14 protein-coding genes are annotated in these 21,643 nt (G+C 31.0%); 13 read left to right on the forward strand and 1 reads right to left on the reverse strand.

Annotation, left to right across the window (positions count from 1 at the left end):
- Window positions 1–14: 14 nt before the first annotated feature.
- The gene (locus BTO16_RS10335) at window positions 15–3,338 is read right to left on the reverse strand and encodes a CotH kinase family protein (protein ID WP_105021613.1); all 3,324 of its coding nucleotides are present in this window, start codon (window positions 3,336–3,338) and stop codon (window positions 15–17) included.
- A 261-nt stretch (window positions 3,339–3,599) separates the two neighbouring features.
- Here BTO16_RS10335 and msrB point away from each other — a divergent pair, with 261 nt between their 5' ends.
- The 13 genes from msrB to BTO16_RS10400 all read left to right on the forward strand — a co-directional run bounded on the left by msrB (window position 3,600) and on the right by BTO16_RS10400 (window position 21,595).
- Window positions 3,600–4,046, forward strand: a complete 447-nt coding sequence (msrB, locus tag BTO16_RS10340; protein WP_105021614.1) for a peptide-methionine (R)-S-oxide reductase MsrB — start codon at window positions 3,600–3,602, stop codon at window positions 4,044–4,046.
- 87 nt (window positions 4,047–4,133) lie between these two features.
- Complete coding sequence (gene msrA / locus BTO16_RS10345) at window positions 4,134–4,670, forward strand: peptide-methionine (S)-S-oxide reductase MsrA (RefSeq protein ID WP_105021615.1); 537 nt, start codon at window positions 4,134–4,136, stop codon at window positions 4,668–4,670.
- Between the two features lies 1 nt (window position 4,671).
- Complete coding sequence (locus BTO16_RS10350; protein ID WP_105021616.1) at window positions 4,672–4,908, forward strand: glutaredoxin family protein; 237 nt, start codon at window positions 4,672–4,674, stop codon at window positions 4,906–4,908.
- Complete coding sequence (locus tag BTO16_RS10355) at window positions 4,905–6,461, forward strand: protein adenylyltransferase SelO (protein ID WP_105021617.1); 1,557 nt, start codon at window positions 4,905–4,907, stop codon at window positions 6,459–6,461. The genes BTO16_RS10350 and BTO16_RS10355 overlap by 4 nt, the downstream gene beginning before the upstream one ends.
- A gap of 12 nt (window positions 6,462–6,473) precedes the next feature.
- The gene (locus BTO16_RS10360) at window positions 6,474–7,418 is read left to right on the forward strand and encodes an aldo/keto reductase (RefSeq protein ID WP_105021618.1); all 945 of its coding nucleotides are present in this window, start codon (window positions 6,474–6,476) and stop codon (window positions 7,416–7,418) included.
- Window positions 7,409–7,939 carry a peptide-methionine (S)-S-oxide reductase gene (locus tag BTO16_RS10365; protein ID WP_105021619.1) on the forward strand — a complete coding sequence of 177 codons (531 nt, stop codon included), beginning with the start codon at window positions 7,409–7,411 and terminating at the stop codon, window positions 7,937–7,939. The genes BTO16_RS10360 and BTO16_RS10365 overlap by 10 nt, the downstream gene beginning before the upstream one ends.
- Window positions 7,940–7,941: 2 nt before the next feature.
- On the forward strand, window positions 7,942–8,214 hold the full coding sequence (locus tag BTO16_RS10370; protein WP_105021620.1) for a hypothetical protein: 273 nt from the start codon (window positions 7,942–7,944) through the stop codon (window positions 8,212–8,214).
- A gap of 238 nt (window positions 8,215–8,452) precedes the next feature.
- On the forward strand, window positions 8,453–13,486 hold the full coding sequence (locus BTO16_RS10375; RefSeq protein WP_245892095.1) for a translocation/assembly module TamB domain-containing protein: 5,034 nt from the start codon (window positions 8,453–8,455) through the stop codon (window positions 13,484–13,486).
- A 7-nt stretch (window positions 13,487–13,493) separates the two neighbouring features.
- Complete coding sequence (gene tamL / locus BTO16_RS10380) at window positions 13,494–15,782, forward strand: translocation and assembly module lipoprotein TamL (RefSeq protein WP_105021622.1); 2,289 nt, start codon at window positions 13,494–13,496, stop codon at window positions 15,780–15,782.
- A 119-nt stretch (window positions 15,783–15,901) separates the two neighbouring features.
- Entirely contained in the window at window positions 15,902–16,924 is a 1,023-nt protein-coding gene (locus tag BTO16_RS10385; RefSeq protein WP_105021623.1) for an XdhC family protein, read from the forward strand.
- Window positions 16,925–17,515, forward strand: a complete 591-nt coding sequence (locus BTO16_RS10390; RefSeq protein ID WP_105021624.1) for a nucleotidyltransferase family protein — start codon at window positions 16,925–16,927, stop codon at window positions 17,513–17,515.
- Between the two features lie 10 nt (window positions 17,516–17,525).
- Entirely contained in the window at window positions 17,526–21,209 is a 3,684-nt protein-coding gene (locus BTO16_RS10395) for a metallophosphoesterase (protein ID WP_105021625.1), read from the forward strand.
- Window positions 21,210–21,217: 8 nt separating this feature from the next.
- Window positions 21,218–21,595: a DUF423 domain-containing protein gene (locus tag BTO16_RS10400; protein WP_105021626.1), complete on the forward strand. Its 378-nt coding sequence runs from the start codon at window positions 21,218–21,220 to the stop codon at window positions 21,593–21,595.
- Window positions 21,596–21,643: the final 48 nt, after the last annotated feature.

The following is a 21,643-nucleotide window of genomic DNA, read 5'->3' on the forward strand; positions in this document are numbered from 1 at the left end:
TTACTATTTTAAAACTATTTCTTTATTATTTTCTTTGTGATAGTTGCATTATTTGAAAAAACTTTTAGCACATAAACGCCACTCGAAAGGTTTTCCATACTCAACTGAATATTAGAAAATTTAGGAGAATCCTTGTACACAAGTTTACCAAATACATTATAAATTAAAACCTTGTCTATTATTTGGTTAGATTGAATTTTAACGTCACCACTTGTTGGGTTAGGGTATACTTTAAGGTTCTGCAATTGTGTAAATGAATCCGAAGATAAAGTGGTATCTACTCCTTCAACAGCTATGTTATTAATAAAAACCTGCTTATTGTCTTCGATAGTCATATTCGTTCCGTTAAAACGAATTCTAACTTTAAAATTTGCGTTATTATCAGCAATAGTAACATTAGAAAAATCAAACTCTTTAATTGCATAAGCATCACTAATACTTAAATTGGGATTCGTAAGATTAGCATTAGACCAACTAGAGCCGTTCCAATAATCAACCAAAACAGTTTGAGCTGCACCATTTGAGAAAATTGCAAAAGATAATTTTACATCTCTAAAACCACTTGTTGGAAAGTTTAATTCTAACGTGTTTTCATTATTTCCGTTCTTAAAAGGTTGCTTTATTTGCACACCTCTCATAATAAAAGGGTCATACGCAATATTATGATTTCCGTTCGAAAAATAGTTTAATGCTGTAGGCTCATTTTTTCTTTCTAGAGACGCTTTTCTCCAACTAGCATTTGCATTATTAAAAGGATAACCAGTTAAAGATGATTTATAATTTATGACAGCACTTGAGCTCGTTCTAGAAAAAGTAGCATTGACTGATTGTAAGGGCGCGTCATTTGGAATATCAGCATTCATAAGCCAAAAATACATAAGGTGTTTAAAGTTGGTTATAGGATTATAATTAGCCTGAATTTGAACAGAACCATTTGGAGTAAATGTTTGTATTGCATTTGTGCCACTAATATCACCAGACCAATGAGAAAAAACGTACCCAGGTAATGTAACTGCTTCAACTGTTAATGGTATCGTTTTAAAATAAAAACCAGACCAAGGGTAAGGATTTTCATTTACACCAGGAGTATCTGAATGTATCTTAATTGTATTTATTTTAATAAAACCCGCTTCTATATCAGAAACACTTAAGCCAACGTCAATAGTTTCAGATATATTAAATTGATTTTTTATAAGTTGTATTTGAACTGCTGGTCTATTTTTAGACCAATCTAGTAAATTTTGCTTTTCAGAAGATTCGTAAAAATTAGCTCTAGAGCTACGGTTTCTATCTTCTGTTAAAAATGGACTAATCTCATCAAAAGTTTTATTTATAACTTTATCAAAGTTTTCTTTAGTAAATACAGTGTTCATGATATCTGCAAATCGATTTAAAAACTGGTTCTTAAAACCTTCATTTTTTAATAAATTTGCCAATAATGAGTTGTTATCAGACCTACCTAAATCTGCTAAATATTCTAACCAGTTTGTATTTGTACTTAAAGAAGCTTCAAAATCTTGCACGTTTAATCTCCATTTACCATCAGCATGAGAATTATTTTGAGGTGTTCTAGCTCTCCAATATTTTCGTTCATAACTATTATTAGAGGCATAAATGATCATCACTGCATGGTTCAAAAAAGACTCCATATCTAAGATTTCTGCAGCCTCTAAATATTTTAAATTATTTGCCATGTCATTGTTGATTATAAAGTCTCTCATATCTATATAAGAGCTATAATCGCCAGCGACCCCTTCATCAAGTTCACATTGAGAACCGTTACAGCTAACTTGAATAAAGTTATCTGCATTGACTCCAAAATTAAGTTCATAATGATCGTCATCTAAACGATCTCTAACTGCATTAATTCCCCAATATTCACCATTTATAAAATTAATAACCGGTTTAATTCTAGTAACTCCATTAAATACAGGTTGCATCGCTCTACTAAAGGCTACATCATAAGCAATTGACCCTCCTTCTCCGTCTCCTCTTAAAAAGAATTTTTTATATTCTTTATTGTATAGATTTGCAGCATTTGGTATTGAGTTATCAAAAAAACCGTGAACAAACTCATTCTTACTATCATATTCGCTTCTTGCATATAATCTTAAATTTTTAATTGGTAATCCTCTAGAGTTGTTTCCATGTATTCTTAATCCTGCATTAATGCTTTGAATAGAATTTAAATTAACTGCATCAAAGAGTTCTACATTTACAGGGTATTCCCAATCTCTACCACTTCTGGCATAATTACTAATATTTGGTCTCCAAGATTGCGTATTATCTGGGTTTTGTTGTCTCCATGTATCAAAATCGACACCTGAAGTATAAATACCATCGTTATAATCAAATAATAAATTTTCTTGAATTTGCAGCGAAACTAGAGGAATGTTAAATGGATTACCACCACTCCAAACAAAAAATGTTTTTGAAATTGATTCTGAACCTTTTCCATTTACAAATATTTTTGCTTTAATCACTGTAGCTTTTCTTACAGGATTTGGAGGTATATGAAGAGCATATTGATTTGTGTTTTTTATGGCTAGTTTATCTGCATCTCCAGATTTATCTCTAATAACAATTGCAGATGAGTATACGTTCGACTTATAACTATCTGTTAATAAATCTCCATAAGGATCACCTGGAAGCAAAGGGTATAGGTTTTTGTACGTAAAATTTGTGCCAGATAAGTTGTCTAACCTTGGCTCTGAACCATCTAACGTATAAATAATTTGAGCATTTTGAACAGTCGTTGATAATGAAAGGTTAAACGTTGATGTGTAAAGGCCAGATTCGTGCGAGAATATTGGTGGCTCTAACAATTCTGGTGTACCTGCATTAGTATTTAAAGCTAAAGGTGTTGCCGTTGTAAAAAATAACCAATCTCCTGTGCCATCTGGGCTTCTTGCGTATGAAACATCTGCTTGAAGCGCAATTGCGGGCACATCATTAATAGTAGTACCGCTTGAGTTTGTTAACAATATAGGTTCTCCAGAAGATTTTATTTTAAAATTCGTGTGCAATGGCTGGCTAGGAACTGTCTTATTCTTATCAGAAGCCCAAACTAAAACAAATTGTTTTGGCTGAAGTGTATACGTAGGAAAAACCCATTTGTAAAGATTTGATGCATCGTCTGTTAAACCATAACCTCCTAAATTTACAGCAGTAGTGCCATAATTATAGATTTCTATCCAATCTTCAAAACTACCATCCTCATCTGCAATCGTTTTGCTATTTGAAGTCATAACTTCATTAATAGCAACTTGTTGCGCATTAGTTTGTACACCAAAAATTACAAACAAAAACATAATATAGAATAATCTACAATTAATCATGTCGTATCGTTTTAAAAGTTAAAAGAAGTTGGGGTAAACAGCAAAAATAAATTCTAAAAAAAGAAATTTTGCTCTAAACATCAAAACTAATAAAAATTTCTAATATAAGAATATTATTGAACTTTTTTTTTGTGAATGTTCTTTACTTAAACACTATAACCAAATAATATAAGTATATTTTGTATATTTACTATAAAATTTTCGACTATAATTTAGAACCTCTTTTTATAACCACAAAACAACCAAGAAGCTACACTTTATATGATTACATGGAAAGAAGTTATCAACTTCACAATTAAAGGGAATTTAACTCCAAATAAAAGAGTTGAAAAATCAGAACAAGAATGGAAAGAACTATTAACTCCAGAGCAATTTAGAATTACCAGAAAAAAAGGAACAGAAAGACCAAATTCTGGTGCTTTATGTAGTATTTACGATGAAGGAAAATACAACTGTATTTGTTGTAATACGCCTTTATTTGACTCTACAATTAAATTCGATTCTAACTCTGGATGGCCAAGTTTTACGCAACCAATTAAAGAAAATGCTATTAAATATCACAAAGATATTTCTTTAGGCATGATTAGAGTTGAAGTGATGTGCAATACTTGCGATGCACATTTAGGACATATTTTTCCTGATGGCCCAGAACCAAGTGGTTTGCGTTATTGCATCAATTCTGAATCGATGGTTTTAGATAAAAAATAAAAACGTTATTGCGAGTTCACGAAGCAATCTTAAACTTAAATTACAAATGTATTCGTTTTATTTTCTCGCAATTATAAAAATATTAGCATGAGTAAAAACATACAAATTACCACTATTGGTGGTGGCTGTTTTTGGTGTACAGAAGCTGTATTTCAAAAAGTAAAAGGTGTAGAAAAAGTGGTTTCTGGTTATGCAGGCGGCAATGCTCCTGGAAGACCAACGTATAGAGAAATTTGTTCAGGATTAACCGGGCATGCCGAAGTAATTCAAATTACATTTAATGCTAATTTGATTTCTTTAGAAGATATTTTAGTCATATTTATGACCACTCACGATCCTACAACTTTAAATAGACAAGGCGCAGATAGAGGTACACAATATCGCTCTGTAATCTATTATCACAGCGAAATTCAACGAAAAATAGCAGAAGAAGTATTAACACAAATACAACCTTATTATACTGATCAGATTACCACAGAGTTAAGTGCTATGCCTATCTTTTACGAAGCGGAAAAAGAACATCAAAATTATTATTTAGAAAACACACAACAAGGATATTGTAGTTATGTAATTGAGCCAAAATTAGCCAAATTAAGAAAACTACATGCAGATAAATTAAAGTAATATGATTAAATTATATGGCACAGAAAAATGTCATAAAACTCGATATTATAAAATATTTTTAGAAACGCGTAATGTAGATTACGCGTTTTTAGATATTACACAAAATGAGGCAAACGCAGAAGAATTGCGTAACTTGTATGAAAATAGAAAATTAAATTTTCCTACTATTACTATTCTTGATAAAAAATTAAGAAATCCTTCTGATAAAGAGCTCCAAAAATGGATTAATAAATTATGAAACTACACATTAAAGACACTTTTATTTCTGAAAACCCTGCTGATAAAAACACAGAAAACTCGAGAAGACAAGTAACTGAAGCCGTATTTTCTTTTGTAAATCCTAAGAAAACTAAAAACCCTGAAGTACTGCACGTTTCGCAAGAAATGGCTTCTGCACTACATATTTCTGAAGAAGAAACAAAATCAGAATTCTTTAAAAATATAGTTACTGGTAATGAAGTGTATCCAAATACAAAACCTTATTCTATGTGTTATGGTGGTCATCAATTTGGCAATTGGGCGGGGCAATTAGGAGACGGAAGAGCAATTAACCTATTTGAAGTTGAACACAATACTAAAAACTGGAAAGTACAATTAAAAGGCGCTGGCGAAACGCCATATTCTAGAACTGCGGATGGCTTAGCGGTTTTGCGCTCATCCGTGAGAGAATATTTATGCAGTGAAGCAATGTTTCATTTAAACGTACCAACCACCCGCGCTTTGTCTTTAAGTTTGTCTGGAGATTCGGTTTTACGGGATCTTTTATATGATGGAAATCCTGCATATGAAAAAGGAGCAATTGTTTCAAGAATTTCACCTTCGTTTTTACGTTTTGGTAATTATGAAATTTTTGCAGCCAGAAAAGATGTAAAAAATTTAAAAGCATTAGTTGATTATACCATCAAACATCATTTTTCACATTTAGGAAAACCATCCAAAGAAAATTATATTGCTTTTTTTAAGGAAGTTTCAGAGCGTACTTTAAACATGATAATTGATTGGCAACGTGTTGGTTTTGTGCATGGTGTAATGAATACAGATAATATGTCAATCTTGGGTTTAACCATCGACTTTGGTCCTTACGGATGGTTGGAAGGTTTTGATTTTGGATGGACGCCAAATACAACCGACAGTCAACACAAGCGCTACAGATATGGAAATCAGCCAAATATGGGTTTATGGAATTTATACCAACTAGCAAACTCTTTGTACCCAATAATTGAAGAAGTAGATCCTTTAAATGCTATTTTGGAACAATACAAGCTCGATTTTGAATTGAAATCTTTACAGATGATGAAATCGAAATTAGGGTTGTTTTCTTCGGATGAAAATGATGTTGAACTAATTCAGAATTTAGAAGATACTTTACAATTAGTAGAAACAGACATGACCATTTTCTTTAGAAACTTAAGTGATTTTTCTGACGCAAATTCTGGTTTTAATTTGATAGAAAAATCATTTTATGACCTTGAAAATATTTCTGAGGATGTGAAAAATAAGTGGAACGAATGGTTCAAAAAATATGCCGAAAGACTTGAAATTGATAGAATTTCACCCGAAGAAAGAAAAGAAAAAATGAATGCTGTAAACCCTAAATATGTGCTTAGAAATTACATGTCGCAAATGGCAATTGATGAAGCTGATAAAGGTAATTACACTTTAATTGATGAATTATTTCAACTTTTAAAAAATCCGTATGCAGCGCAACCAGAAAATGAAAAATGGTTTGCGAAAAGACCAGAATGGGCACGAAATAAAGTAGGTTGCTCTATGTTATCTTGTAGTTCTTAAAAACAAAAAAACATGAAATTAGGATTAGGAACTGCAGCTTTAGGAAGACCACAATACATAAATGTTCGTCAAGAAACTTGTGATAACTCAGATTTAGCCGAATTCAGAAAACACAGTTTTTCTGTTTTAGAGGCTGCTTATAATTCAGGAATCAGATATTTTGACACCGCTCCTGGTTATGGTTTGGCAGAAGCATTAGTAGTAGAGTGGTTGCAAACAAAAGATGATAAATCCATTGAAATTGCTACAAAATGGGGATACACATACACCGCAAATTTTGATAAAAAGGCAATAGTACATGAAGTAAAAGAGCACAGTATTTCAAAATTAAACGAACAATGGAACTTTTCTAAACAACTTCTACCTTATTTAAAAGTATATCAAATTCATTCTGCAACGTTAGAAACTGGCGTTTTAGAAAATAAGCAAGTTTTAGAGCAACTGGCTTTTTTAAAAAAGGAACACAACCTAAAAATTGGTTTAACAACCACCGGAACAAATCAAATTGAAGTCATTAAAAAAGCGTTAACTGTTTTGGTTGATGGTGAACAAATTTTTGACTTATTCCAAGTAACTTATAATTTTTTAGATCAAAGTTTATTAGCTATTTCAAAGGAATTAACCAGTCAAAATAAATCGATTGTTATTAAAGAAGCTTTGGCCAATGGCAGAATTTTTAAAAATAAAAACTATCCTCACTACAATAAAATGCATACAATTGTAGAAAATCTAGCCAAAAAACACAAGGTTGGTGTGGATGCAATTTCTTTAAAATATTGTGAGCAAACAATCCCAGAAAGTATTGTTTTAAGCGGAGCGAGTAACGTTAAACAACTAGAAGAGAATTTAAAAATGAATTCCTTTTCTCTTTCTTCTGATGAAATTGAGCTGTTAAATTCTTTTAAAGTTGCTCCAGAATTTTACTGGTCAGAACGCAAAAAATTACAATGGAATTAACAAAAATAGCTTTTGGTGGTGGTTGTCATTGGTGCACGGAAGCTGTTTTTCAAGCTTTAATAGGCGTTCATAAAGTTGAGCAAGGTTTTATTTCATCCACAGACGAAAACAACACTTTTTCTGAAGCTGTAATTGTACATTTTGAAGCTAAAAAAATTGAATTAAAAATACTTATTGAAATTCATTTACGCACCCATAAAAGTACGAGTAATCACTCTATGAGAAACAAATATCGTTCTGCAGTTTATTATTATTCTATTTCTCAAAAAGAAGAAAGTTTAAAAATAATCGATGAATTAAAATCAAGTTTCAAGGATAAAATTATTACCAAAGTAGTATCATTTACCTCTTTTAAACCTTCTGCAGTAGCCTTTCAAAATTACTATCAATCAAATCCTAACAAACCATTCTGTGAAACTTACATCAATCCTAAATTGAAATTTTTAGCGCAAAACTTCGCTACTCAAATCGAAAAAAGTAAAGTTTCTCACTTTATTTCGACTATTGAAGAAACACATTAATTATGAACATACTACAGAACATCAAAAATTATTTTAATTCTAAAGCAGAAGGAAATACATTAGAAAAAGCACCAGTTGGAATTTGCCCAAATTGCTGGGGAAAACAAGAATGGGAAGGTGAATTTTACAAATTAAATAAAGGAAATAAATTGGTTGGTAATGACCAAACCTATACAAATTTCATCCATAAAATTGTAGAAAACAATATTGAAGGAATTACGATAAAAGAAGATTCTTATGACTGCGAAACTTGTAACGTAAACTATAAAAAATAAGTTTAAACCCTTTAAGTAAGATTATTATTTACTAAATAAAGCCAACAAAACATCCATCAAAAACCTGTAAAATACAGCTTTAAATTATTTTACTTATTTTTTTATCATCATTAAAATTGAACAAAATTCGCCTTTAGAAATAATTAAAATTTAGCAAAAGAGTTAAAAGAATATTATAATAGGGTAATTTGAATAAAATTAGCTAGTTATATTTGCAGCGCTAAAACCAACATATATTGTGTCTAAAAAAGGACAAAAGAGAAAATATCGCTTTTTGAGAAGATTTTTAAGGATTCTTGCTGTATTTTTTGTTTTTATTAGTTTGTTTATACTTTTTATTAGAAGTGCTTGGGGACAAAATATTATTGTTACTAAAGTAGTCAACTATGTTTCAGATAAAACTAACACTAAAGTTGCTATAGATAAACTTTTTTTAACATTTAAAGGTGGCTTGCAATTAGACGGTTTATATCTAGAAGACACCAAAGGAGACACGCTAATTTATTCTAAATCTCTAGAAGCAAATCTACCCATTTGGGCACTAATTAAAGGCGATGCCATTGGTGTTGACGATTTAGAGTGGAACGGTTTACGCGCAAATATTAAAAGAAAAGACACCATTTCTGGTTATAATTTTCAGTTTTTAATTGATGCTTTTGTACCTAAAAACACTACACAAATTGCAGCAGACACCATAGCAAAACCGATAGCTATTAATATTGGAAACCTTAATTTTAAAAATATTAATATTGTTTTTAACGATGAAGTTTTAGGAATTAATAGCCATTTTAAAATCGGAAACCTAACTACAACTTTAGAAAAAATTGATGTTCAGAAAATGATTTTTAATGCAGATGAGCTCTCGATTTCTAACGCAACAATTAAGGTGATTCAAAAGCCAGTTAACACACAAACCTCAACAGAGGAAACGAAATTGCCAATTTTATCTGCAAATAATATTACGTTAAATAATGTAAACGCCTATTATGCATCAAGCGCAGATAAATTAATTGCTGATGTTAAAATTGATAACTTTTACACAGAAATTCCGCAAATAAATTTAGCAACTAATAATTTTAAGTTACATACTATTCAGCTTAAAAACTCTGTAATAAATCTTAAAACAGCCTCAAAATCTACAAATATAACTTCGGATGAAAAGATACATCCGTCTAATTCATCAGAAATAATTTGGCCAAAATTAACCGTTCAAATTGATGAAGTCGAACTAGAAAATAACACTATTAATTATTTTGTTGACAAAGCAAAAGTTAAGAAAAACAGATTTAATCCAAATGCAATTGCATTAGAACATGTAACCATAAAAGCATCTGATATTTTTTTGAAAGATAAAAAAGCAGGCTTGCAATTGTCTGAATTTAATTTTAAAGAAAAATCAGGTTTTCGTTTAAAGAAGTTTGCATTAAATGCACAAGTAACGGATACTGAATTAGAAATTTCAGATCTTACAATCGCTTTAAATAAGAGTAAAATTTCTGGTGCTGTTTTGGCAAAATACAAATCGCTTACTCAATTAATTTCATCACCAGAAAAAACGAGCGTTCAATTAAAAATTCCGCAATTTTCAATCTGGTTAGAGGAGCTTTTTACGTTTCAACCTCGTTTAAAACAAAATGAATACTTAAACAAAATAAGTAAAAAAGAGCTTTCTGGAAAAGCAAATGTAAACGGAATTTTAGCTGATTTAAACATCACTAACACTCACCTAAATTGGGGAAATTCAACTAAAATTTCCTTGGATGCGAATATCAAAAACATTACAAATACAACTAAATTAACCCTTAGTTTACCCAATTTTAAGGCTAAGACAAAACGAAATGATCTTTTGCAAATTGTAGATGAAAAAGCATTCGGAATTCATATACCAGAAGATATTTTAATTGCAATAAATGCCAATGGTACTTTAAATACAATAACCACAAATGCAAAAATAACTACAAGCCAAGGAGTTGCAACTATTAAAGGGAATTTTGAAAATAAAGATGTAATTAGTTACAACACAGAAGTAAAAATTGATAATTATAATGTTGGCTCACTTTTAAAGAACCCTAAATTTGGCGAATTAAGCATTACTTTAAAATCCGCCGGAAAAGGTAAAAACACTAACAATTTAGACGCTACTTTACAAACCAATATTTCTAAGTTTCAAATAGAAAATTATCTACTTAAAGACCTAAATATAACTGGAGATTTAAAAAAAGGGAAGGGAAATATAACTGCGCTGTATAAAGATGAAAACCTTAATTTAAATTTAAATGCAATTGTAAATTTAGATACTGTAAACACAAAAGCAACCATAAATTTAAACCTAATTGGTGCAGATTTAGAGGCACTTGGTTTTGTAAATCGTAAAGTAAAAACAGGAATGGAACTTTCTTTAAATTTTGAAGGAAACTCTAAGAATTACAGGCTAAAGAGCAACGTAAAAAACGGTGTATTTGTATACGATAATAGAACGTATTTGCTGGGGCAATTATCAGCAAACGCCTATGTTGACAAAGACACAACGGCAGTTTCTGTAAAAAACAAAATGATTGATTTAAGTTTAGAATCAAACACAGATCCGCAAACATTTAGCACTGCAATAAAACGTCATATTTCTAATTATTTTTACAGAGATGTTGCTCTCTTAGACTCTATTGAAAACCCCGTAAATTTACTATTAAAAGCTAAAATATCTCAAACGCCACTTTTAAAAGATGTTTTTCTGGTTAACTTAAAAGACTTAGATACTATAAAAATCGCCATAGACTTTAAAGAGAAAAAACGTAAACTAACAGCCAATATTACAGCTCCTTTTATAAACTTTAACGATAATAAAATAGAGGGGTTGGCTTTTTCTATGAATACAAATAAAGACGATTTCAATTTTAATTTAGGGTTTAAAGAGCTAATTGTAGGCTCTTTAAATGTGCCTGAAACAATAATTACGGGCACACAAAAAAACAATGAATTATCGCTTAGTTTTTTAGGTTTCCATCAAGGAAAAAAATTGATGAACATAAACACCAAGATTACTGGTAACAGAGATAAATTAAGATTCACAGTAAACCAAGACAGCTTATTATTAAATAGTTACGCTTGGAAAATCCCTAAAACTAATGAAGTTGTTTTTGAGAAAAATAAATTATCTTTTACAGATTTTAAATTAAGTAAAGACAAGCAATCTATCGAAATTACAGATAACAATCAACGTATTTCAAAAGATCATATTGCGGTAAATTATAATAATTTTGATATTAATGAAATCTTTAATTATTTAAGTCCTACTAAAGAAATTGCATCAGGAATTTTAAATGGCGACTTTATTTTAGAACAACCTTTTGCAGACACGGGTATTATTGCCAACCTATCAATTAGCCAATTAAAAGTATTAAAAACAGATTTTGGTAAATTAAATGTAGATGCCAAATCTTTAGGAAATGGAAAATATAATTTTAAGACTACTTTAAAAGGCGGTTATATTGATTTAGATATTAAAGGAGATTATTTTGTAGAAAATAATGAAACAAACTTAAACTTAGATTTACTGATAAATGAATTTAAGATGAAAGCCTTAAACACGCTTTTATCCGACGAAATAAAAGAAACTTCAGGTAGTTTTTCTGGCGCTTTTAAAGTAACAGGAAAAACAAGTGATCCTACTTATACAGGAAGTTTAAATTTTACAAATGCAATTTTTAATATTGCCAAACTAAATGCAAAATTCAACTTACCAAATGAAACTTTAAACATTGACAACAGTGGTCTTAGTATGTCTAATTTCACAATATTAGATGCGCAACAGAATTCACTTATTCTTTCCGGCGCAATTAAAACGAGGAGTTTTATAAATCCTACATTTGATTTAGATATCAAAGCCAATAATTTTAGAGTATTAAATGCTACAAAAGAAGACAATGAAGCTCTTTATGGTAAAGTTTCTTTTAATGCGGATGCAAAACTAACTGGAGACTTACAAATCCCTAAACTAGACGCAAAATTAGTAGTAGGCTCAGACACAGACATTACGTATGTAATGCCTTCTAGTTATGCAAACATAGAAGAAAGACAAGGTGTTGTTGCTTTTGTGAATAGAGAAAATCCGGATGCAATCTTAACTCAGAAACAAGAACAAACTGCATCAGTTAGTGGTTTTGATATAAAAGCATTTCTAAAAATAGACAAAAAAGCCGCAGTAACTATTATTATAAATAAGGAAACTGGTGACAATTTTAAGGTTTCTGGAGAAGGTGATTTTATCTTTTTAATGAATCCAAATGGTCGTTTGTCTTTAACGGGTAGTTATGAAGTTTCCAACGGACATTATGAACTTAATTTATACAATATTGTAGATAGAAAATTTGCCTTAGCACCAGGTAGTCGTATTTCTTGGGCAGGAGATCCTTTTGATGCAAAGTTAGACGTTAGAGCAATTTACACGCTAAAAACTTCTGCTTCTGCTTTAATGGCTTCACAAGTTTCTGGCGAAGATTCTTCTATAAAAAACAAGTACAAACAGGTGTTGCCTTTTAATGTATATTTAAATATTGGAGGCGAATTATTACAACCAAAAATATCTTTTAATTTAGACATGCCAGAAGATGTGCAAGGAGCAATTAGCGGGCAAGTTTACGGACGTGTACAGCAAATTAATCAGCGCGAAGACGAGTTAAATAGGCAAGTTTTTTCTTTATTAGTTTTAAGTAGATTTTATCCAGATTCTGGTAGTGACGGTAGTTCGGGTGGTTTTGCATCGATTGCTAAAAATAATTTAAATGATGCTGTTTCTGGACAATTAAATACTTTTTCTGATAAAATTTTGGGAGGTTCTGGCATTCAATTAGATTTTGGCTTAAATAGTTTTACAGATTACCAAGGCAATGCGCCAACAGATAGAACACAATTAGATATTGCAGCTCAAAAAAAATTATTTAATGATCGGCTTGTTGTAAGAATTGGTAGCGAAGTAGACATTCAAGGAAGTAGCCAAACGGAAGAAAAATCTCCGTTAATTGGCAATGTAAGTCTAGAATATAAAATTACCGAAGATGGCAAATATCGAATTAGAGGTTTTAGAAAAAGTGAATTCGAAAATGTAATTGATGGTCAAACTATTGTAAGCGGAATCGCCTTAATTTTCACGAAGGAATTTAATGAATTTCAGCAACTTTGGAATTCAATTTTAAATTCTGAAAACGAGAAAGCAAAGAAAAAGGCAGACAAAGCAGCCAAAAAATCAACTAAGAATATAGATAAAATAGAAAACTAAATAAATTTTGAGAACATCCCTTAAAAAATATCCTATTTTAATACTTGTATTCGTGTCTTTTTACGCGTGCAGTATCAAAAAATACATACCAAAAGGTGAGCATTTATACACAGGCGCATCCATAGAAATTGAAGCAGATTCTACCACACAAAGAGTTGATGATTTACGAAAAGATTTAGCCAACGTATTAAGACCAAAAGAGAATACAAAATTACTTGGAATGCATCTTGGACTTTATTATTTCTATAAAAATCAGCAAGGAAAATCTAATTTTTTAAACAAGTGGTTGTATAAAAAAATAGGGCAAAAACCTGTTTATAAATCAGCTATAAACAAATTAGAAAATGAAGATATTTTAAGGAATAAATTAGAAAATTATGGCTTTTTCTACAGCACTATTTCTTCTAGTTTTAAAGTTAAGAAAAAAGAGGCATCCTTAATTTACCGTTTAAAAATTCCTGCACCTTATAAAATGGCGAGCTATAAAATAGACAGTATGGCGTCACCTATTTATGAGGATATAAAAAATTTAACCCAAACTTCTCCGTTTCAAAAAAATGCGCGCTTCGATTTAGGAAATTTAAAATTAGAAAGAGAACGGTTAGATACCGAATTAAAACAAAAAGGCTATTATAATTTTAATCCAGATTTTTTACTTTTTGAAGCAGACACAAATCAGTATAAAAACAAGAGCAAACAGTTCGATTTATTTTTAACATTAAAAGCAAAGGTTCCAAAAAAAGCAATAATTCCGTATAAAATCAGAAAAATAAATATTTTTCCGAATTATAATTTAAATGATTCTACAAAAGTAAAAACCACTCGATTTAAAGACAAAACCTATCATCAAGATACCCTCTTTTTTGAACCAAAATATTTAGATGAATTTATTACCTTAAAAGAAGGTGAATTTTTTAATCCTATTTCCTCTAAAAACACCGCGAGAAGACTTTCTACAATTGGCGTATATAAGTTTGTTAACATTCAGTATAATGAAATAAAAGACTCGTTAACAGATACTTTAGGCAACTTAGAAGCTTCAATTTTTTTATCACCATTAACAAAACGCGCCATAAGAGCAGAATTGCAAGCAGTTACAAAATCTAATAATTTTGCAGGACCAGAACTGACTTTAACCTACAGCAATAGAAATTTATTTAATGGCGGCGAAACTTTAAATATTAGTACAAATATTGGTTATGAAACGCAAATTTCTAGTGGTAGCAATTCGGGTTTAAGTAGTTTAGAGCTGGGTTTAAAAGGCGAACTTATTATTCCTAGAGTTATTGCTCCGTTTTCTATAAGAGAAGATTTTTTTGAATATTCTATTCCCAAAACAAAAATAAGTTTGAGTACAACGTATTTAAACAGAAGTAAATTATACACACTTTTATCTGGTAGTGCACTTTTTGGTTATTTATGGAATGCCAATAAATATACTACCTACGAATTTAATCCTATTTCTGTAAATTACACTAGTTTATCAAATACTACCACAGAGTTTCAAGATATTTTAAATAGCAACTCCTTTTTAAAAAGCAGTTTTGACCAGCAGTTTATAAGCGGTCTTACATTTTCTTATACCTATAATGAAATGATAAATTCTGCCAAATCACATCAATTTTACCTGCAATCCACATTAGATGTTGCTGGGAATTCAATTAGTTTATTAAGCAAAGAAAAAGAAGTTGGCAAGTCCAAACAATTTTTAGGATTGGAATATGCCCAATATGCAAAAGCAGATTTTGATGCAAGATATCATTATAATTTTGGCGATAAAAACGAACAAACAATTGCTGCTAGATTGTTTGCCGGTTATGGTTTGGCGTATGGTAATTCTGATGTTATTCCGTTTGTAAAACAATATTTTTCTGGCGGACCTTATAGCGTTCGTGCATTTAATATTCGGTCTTTAGGACCCGGAACTTACGATGAAAACAACGCTCAAAATGCGAGTTCTTTTTTTGATAAAACTGGTAATATTCGTTTAGAAGCAAATATCGAATATCGATTTCCTATTTATTCTTTCTTTAAAGGTGCTGTTTTTGCGGATGCTGGAAACGTATGGAACTCTGTTGCAAACCCAGATTTTAAAGGGAAAGACACCTTTACGTCTAACTTTATAAATGAACTAGGTATGGGCGCAGGTATTGGTTTGCGAGTAGATGTGCAAGGTTTTGTAATTCGGTTTGATTTGGCTGCTCCTTTTCATGATCCTGCATTAGCATTAGACAAAAGATGGGATTTTAGAGTTGATGAACCTGTTTTTAACTTTGCAATCGGGTATTCTTTTTAGATTTAAGAAGATGCTTTGTGGTTAAAAAAAATCATGGAAACTTAAATTACACTTTGTAAACATTCTGAAAAGTTATAACTTTAAAATCTTTATATTTAGGCTTAATTTAGTTTTCATCCATGATTCACGAACTTAAAGAAATTATCAATCAAACTAGTATCAACCAACAAAAAGGATTGAAAAATGTGTTGGCAACTGTGGTGCATTTAGAAGGTTCGTCTTATAGAAAGCCTGGCGTTAGAATGTTAATTTCTGAGGATTTAAATTCTGTAGGCGCCGTTAGTGGTGGCTGTGTTGAAAAAGAAATTATTCATAGAGCTAAAAGTGTTTTTGCTGATAATAAACCAAAAATAATAACGTATGATGGTCGATACAAATTAGGTTGCGAAGGTATTTTATACATTTTAATTGAGCCTTTTTTTATTTCTGATGAATTCATAAATACGTTTTCTAAATCAAATACAAACAGAAAATCTTTAAAAATTGAAAGTCATTTTACAAAAGAAGATGAAGCTTCTGGTAATTTTGGAACTGTTGTTACTTTTGAAAATAATGAACAATTTGTGTTTTCTGAAACTTTCATTCATCAACAAAAAGATGAGGTAGCAATTTTTACTCAGATCTTAGCACCAAGTTTTAAATTGATTATCATTGGTGGTGAACATGATGCTGTAAAATTGTGTAAAATAGCATCAAATTTAGGTTGGGAAATTGCTGTAATTACTTCTGCAAAAGACAGCAAACAACTCTTAGATTTTCCCGGAGCCCATGCTGTAATTGGTGATGCTCCAGAAACAATTCAGTTTTCTGATATTCAACAAAATACTGCCATCGTACTTATGAATCATAGTTATGTTCAAGATTTAAAATATTTGGTAAAACTTTCTGAATATCAACCAAAATATATTGGTGTTTTAGGCGCACCAAGCAAAAGAGAACGCTTATTTAATGAGCTTTTTGAGTTTGTACCTACTATATCAGAAGATTTTTTAGAAACTATTTATTCGCCCGCAGGTTTGCATATTGGTGCACAAACTCCAGAAGAAATTGCGCTTTCTATTCTTGCCGAAATATTAGCTGTAATTAGAAATAAAGAACCTTTTTCTTTGCGCAAAATTAACGGAAAAATTCACAGTCATTAAATGAAAAATATTGCAATATTAGTTTTAGCTGCCGGAAAATCGTCAAGAATGGATGGCATAAAGCAGCTTGAAAAAATTAATAACAAAACGCTTTTAGACATCACTTTAGAGAAATTAAAAAGCATTTTTTCTGATAAAATTTATTGTGTTTTGGGCGCAAATGCGGATAAAATAAAAGCTGAAATCACCTCAAAAAACATCCAATTTATTGAGAACCAAAACTATGAAAAAGGGCTGAGTTCTAGTATTGTTTCTGGAATTGAATACTTTAACAAAGAGGCGTTAAACTTTGACGGCATTTACATTTTATTAGCAGATCAACCAGGAATTGAAATTGTTTATTTAGAATCTTTACTTCTATTATTTCAAGAACATAAGGACACAATTATTGCATCCAACTATGGAAATAAATTAGGAGTTCCTGCTATTTTTCCAAAAAAATATTTTCCAGAATTACTATTGATAAGGGGCGATAAAGGCGCAAAAGAATTTCTCAAAGAAAGAAAAAGTGAGGTTATTAGTCCAGAATTATCCACAAACTTCTTTGATATTGATACTAAAGAAGACCTAGAGCTATTTAAAAATAGTTAATTTTACATTTATGAAATTATTTAAAAAACCATTCTTTTTAGGTGTCCTTTTCTTGGTTTCTGCCTGCGCTACAATGAAACTTCAAGTTGCCGAAAATCAGGTTTTTGAAACTAAAGAAAGCACGGCCGAAATTGAACATACTTTTTATTTAATTGGTGATGCTGGTAATTCAACTTTAAAAAAAGATTCACCTGCTTTAAAATATTTAAAAAAGAAAATAAAAAATGCATCCAAAAAATCAACTTTAATTTTTTTAGGTGACAATGTCTATGAAACAGGAATTCCGAAGAAAAAAAAATCTAAAAAATATAAATTAGCAAAAAGAAGGTTAGAAGCACAAACGGATGTAGCGGAAAAATTTAATGGGAATTCCATTTTTATTCCAGGAAATCATGATTGGTATAATGGTCTGGACGGCTTAAAAAGAGAAGAAGAACTAGTAGAAAAAGCATTAGGAAAGAGGTCATTCTTTCCGCAAAACGGCTGCCCTCTAGAGTCCGTAGATATTTCTAAAAACATTGTTCTAATTATTGTAGATACACATTGGTATTTAACAAACTGGGACAACCACCCAACTATAAATGACAATTGCGAGATAAAAACAAGAACAAAATTCTTTGATGAGTTTGAAAGTTTAATTAAAAAAGCTAGCGGAAAAACGACCATTATTGCTATGCACCATCCCATGTTTACCAATGGTTCTCATGGAGGGAAATACTCGTTTGCTAGCCATATGAATCCCTTGCCAATTTTGGGTTCTTTAAAAAATTTAATCAGACAAACATCTGGTCTTTCCAATACAGACATTCAAAATAAAAAATACAATGCACTTAAAAAACGCATCGTAACATTGGCGCAAGAAAATGATAAAACCATTTTTGTTTCTGGTCATGATCATAATTTGCAATATATCATTCAAGATAATATTCCTCAAATTGTGAGTGGTTCTGGTTCTAAAACAACCGCTACAAAATTATCTGGAGGCGCAAAATTTACTTATGGTGCACAAGGCTTTGCAAAACTAGATGTGTATAAAGATGGTTCATCCGTAGTACGTTTTTATGCTGTAAAAGATGATAAAATGGTGTATCAAAGTCAAGTTTTATCAGAAGATGAAAAGAAAAATTACTCCTCATTTCCTTTACAAGATATAACAGAAAAAAAAGCATCAATTTATACGCAAGAAGAAATTACAAAAAGTAAATTGTATCGTTATTTATGGGGAGAACGATATCGAAAGTATTTTGGCACAAAAGTAAACGCATCAACAGTTGATTTAGATACGCTTTTTGGCGGATTAAAACCAGTTCGCAAAGGTGGTGGCCATCAATCGAAATCGTTAAGATTGCGCGATAAAAAAGGCCGCGAATATGTAATGCGTGCTTTGCGTAAAAATGCGGTGCAATATTTACAAGCTGTAGCCTTTAAAGATCAATATATAGAGGGGCAATTTGATGATACTGCCGCAGAAAATTTATTGTCAGACGTTTTTACTGGTTCGCACCCATATGCTCCTTTTACAATTGCTAAATTGTCTGATGCTATTGGCGTTTATCATACAAACCCGGTGCTGTATTACGTTCCTAAACAGAAAAGCTTAGGTCAGTTTAATGATGATTTTGGCAATGAATTGTACATGATTGAAGAACGTACAGATTCTGGTCATGGAGATAAAGCCAGCTTTGGTTTCTCTGATGAATTAGTAAGTACAGACGATTTATTAAAAAATTTAAACAAGAATGAAAACCACGTTTTAGATGAAGAAGCGTATATAAAAGCACGATTATTTGACATGCTAATTGGTGATTGGGACCGACATGAAGATCAATGGAGGTGGGCGGTTTTTAAAGAAAATAAACAAACTATTTACAGGCCAGTTCCTAGAGATCGAGATCAAGCATTTTCTATTTTTGGTGATGGAGCTTTGTTAAATACTGTAACAAAATTAGTGCCTGCGTTGCGTTTAATGCAGTCTTATGAAGATGAATTAAAGAGTCCAGAATGGTTTAATTTAGAACCGTATCCTTTAGACATGGTTTTAATTTCTAGGTCTACAAAAATTGTTTGGGATACGCAAGTTAAATTGATTATCGACAATATAACCAATGCTGTAATTGATGATGCTTTTACAGAATTCCCTGATGAAGTAAAAGATGAAACGATACAAGAAATAAAACGAAAATTACAAGGAAGAAGGCGCAATCTGCAGAAAATTTCGGATGCTTATTTTTATCATATCAACAAGTTTCAAATTATTGTAGGCACTCAGAAAGATGATTGGTTTGAAATTGAAAGATTACAAAACGGCCAAACAAAAATTACAGGCTATAGGATAAAAAATGGAGACAAAGACACTGTTTTTCATCAACGTACATACAATGAGTCTGAAACTAAAGAAATTTGGATTTATGGCCTAGACGATGAAGATGTTTTTGTTGTAAAAGGGGATGGAAAAGATCTTATAAAACTTCGGATTATTGGCGGTCAAAACAATGATAAATACAAAATAGAAAATGGTAAAAAAATAATTATTTATGATTATAAATCAAAGAAAAACAGTTTCAAAGGCAACAGTGTAAGAGTGAAATTAACCGATGCTTATGAAACAAATGTCTATGATTATAAGAAGTTTAAAAGCAGCCAAAACATCATAAATCCAATAGTTGGTTACAATCCGGATGACGGCGTAAAAATAGGGCTTTCAAATATGTATACCGCATATGGTTTTGAAAGGAACCCTTTTACTTCTCAGCATATATTCTCTGGAGCGTATTACTTTGCTACCAATGGTTTTGAGTTTAATTATTCTTCAGAAATTGCAAATGTTTTTGGAAGTTGGAATTTAGGAGTAAACGCAACGTTTACAAGTCCTAATTTTGCAATGAATTATTTTGGATTCGGCAACAACTCTGTAAATCTTGAAGCAGATGATTTAGAAGAAGAAGATTATAATAGAGTAAAAATCAGCAAATTTATTGCAGGTACTTTTATAAAATGGAAAAGTGATTTAGATGCAGAAATAAAACTAGACATTAACTATCAAACATTTAAAGTTGATAATACTCTTGGCAGATTCGTGTCCGATGAATTTGGCGCTACTAATGCTATTTTTGATACTCAGAAATTCATCAATACAGAAGCAAGTTATCATTTTAAAAACACAGACAATAGTGCTTTTTCCACAATGGGAATGAAAACCGATTTAATTATGGGTTATACATCAAGCCTAAACAATGATGGTGATTTTGGGTATTTAATTCCGTCTATATCCTTTCAACACAAATTAATTCCAAGCGGACAATTAGTATTCGCAACTAAATTAAAATCTCATTATACTTTTGGCAATTCGTATCAATTTTACCAAGCAGCAAGCATTGGCGGAAATGATGGTTTAAGAGGTTTTAGAAATCAGCGTTTTACGGATAAAAACTCCTTTTACCACAGTTCTGATATTCGTTTAAATTTACGCCGTTTTAAAACCAGTTTAATTCCTTTAAATATTGGGTTATTTGGAGGATTTGACTACGGAACTACTTGGGGACAACAAAACTCAACTTTTAAAAATAGTAAATTTAATACTTCTGTTGGAGGCGGAGTTTTCTTTAACGCGGCAAATATGATTTCTGGAAATATTTCCACATTCAATAGCGATGACGGTTTAAGAGTTGCTTTTACTTTCGGGTTTACTTTTTAATAATTTATATGACACAAACAGCATTAATTTTCGGTTCCTTATTTGGATGTACAGCAGTAATATTTGGTGCTTTTGGCGCACATTTATTAAAGAAAAAACTAACTTCAGATCAATTACAAAGTTTTGAAACTGGCGTAAAATATCAAATGTACCATGCCATTGTTTTGTTGGTTTTAGGTTTTCAACTAGATATTTCTGCTACTGTTAATGGGTATATAGTGTACGCATTTATTATTGGTACATTTCTATTTTCGTTTTCTATTTATGGTTTGGTTTTGTCATCTGCAAAAAATAAAAAACTAAAATTTTTAGGACCAATCACACCTTTAGGAGGTTTGGTTTTGTGTGCTGGTTGGGTTTTGTTGCTTTTAAAGTTTATACAATAAAAAATCCCTAGAAATAGCATTTCTAGAGATTCTTATTTTTACAAAATC

This window comes from Polaribacter glomeratus (assembly GCF_002954665.1).
GTDB classification, from domain to species: domain Bacteria; phylum Bacteroidota; class Bacteroidia; order Flavobacteriales; family Flavobacteriaceae; genus Polaribacter; species Polaribacter glomeratus.

Bases quoted from the DNA above. Each gene is read 5' to 3' on its own strand.
- BTO16_RS10335 (WP_105021613.1), bottom strand. From the start codon at position 3,338: ATGATTAATTGTAGATTATTCTATATTATGTTTTTGTTTGTAATTTTT.
- msrB (WP_105021614.1), top strand. From the start codon at position 3,600: ATGATTACATGGAAAGAAGTTATCAACTTCACAATTAAAGGGAATTTA.
- msrA (WP_105021615.1), top strand. From the start codon at position 4,134: ATGAGTAAAAACATACAAATTACCACTATTGGTGGTGGCTGTTTTTGG.
- BTO16_RS10350 (WP_105021616.1), top strand. From the start codon at position 4,672: ATGATTAAATTATATGGCACAGAAAAATGTCATAAAACTCGATATTAT.
- BTO16_RS10355 (WP_105021617.1), top strand. From the start codon at position 4,905: ATGAAACTACACATTAAAGACACTTTTATTTCTGAAAACCCTGCTGAT.
- BTO16_RS10360 (WP_105021618.1), top strand. From the start codon at position 6,474: ATGAAATTAGGATTAGGAACTGCAGCTTTAGGAAGACCACAATACATA.
- BTO16_RS10365 (WP_105021619.1), top strand. From the start codon at position 7,409: ATGGAATTAACAAAAATAGCTTTTGGTGGTGGTTGTCATTGGTGCACG.
- BTO16_RS10370 (WP_105021620.1), top strand. From the start codon at position 7,942: ATGAACATACTACAGAACATCAAAAATTATTTTAATTCTAAAGCAGAA.
- BTO16_RS10385 (WP_105021623.1), top strand. From the start codon at position 15,902: ATGATTCACGAACTTAAAGAAATTATCAATCAAACTAGTATCAACCAA.
- BTO16_RS10390 (WP_105021624.1), top strand. From the start codon at position 16,925: ATGAAAAATATTGCAATATTAGTTTTAGCTGCCGGAAAATCGTCAAGA.
- BTO16_RS10395 (WP_105021625.1), top strand. From the start codon at position 17,526: ATGAAATTATTTAAAAAACCATTCTTTTTAGGTGTCCTTTTCTTGGTT.
- BTO16_RS10400 (WP_105021626.1), top strand. From the start codon at position 21,218: ATGACACAAACAGCATTAATTTTCGGTTCCTTATTTGGATGTACAGCA.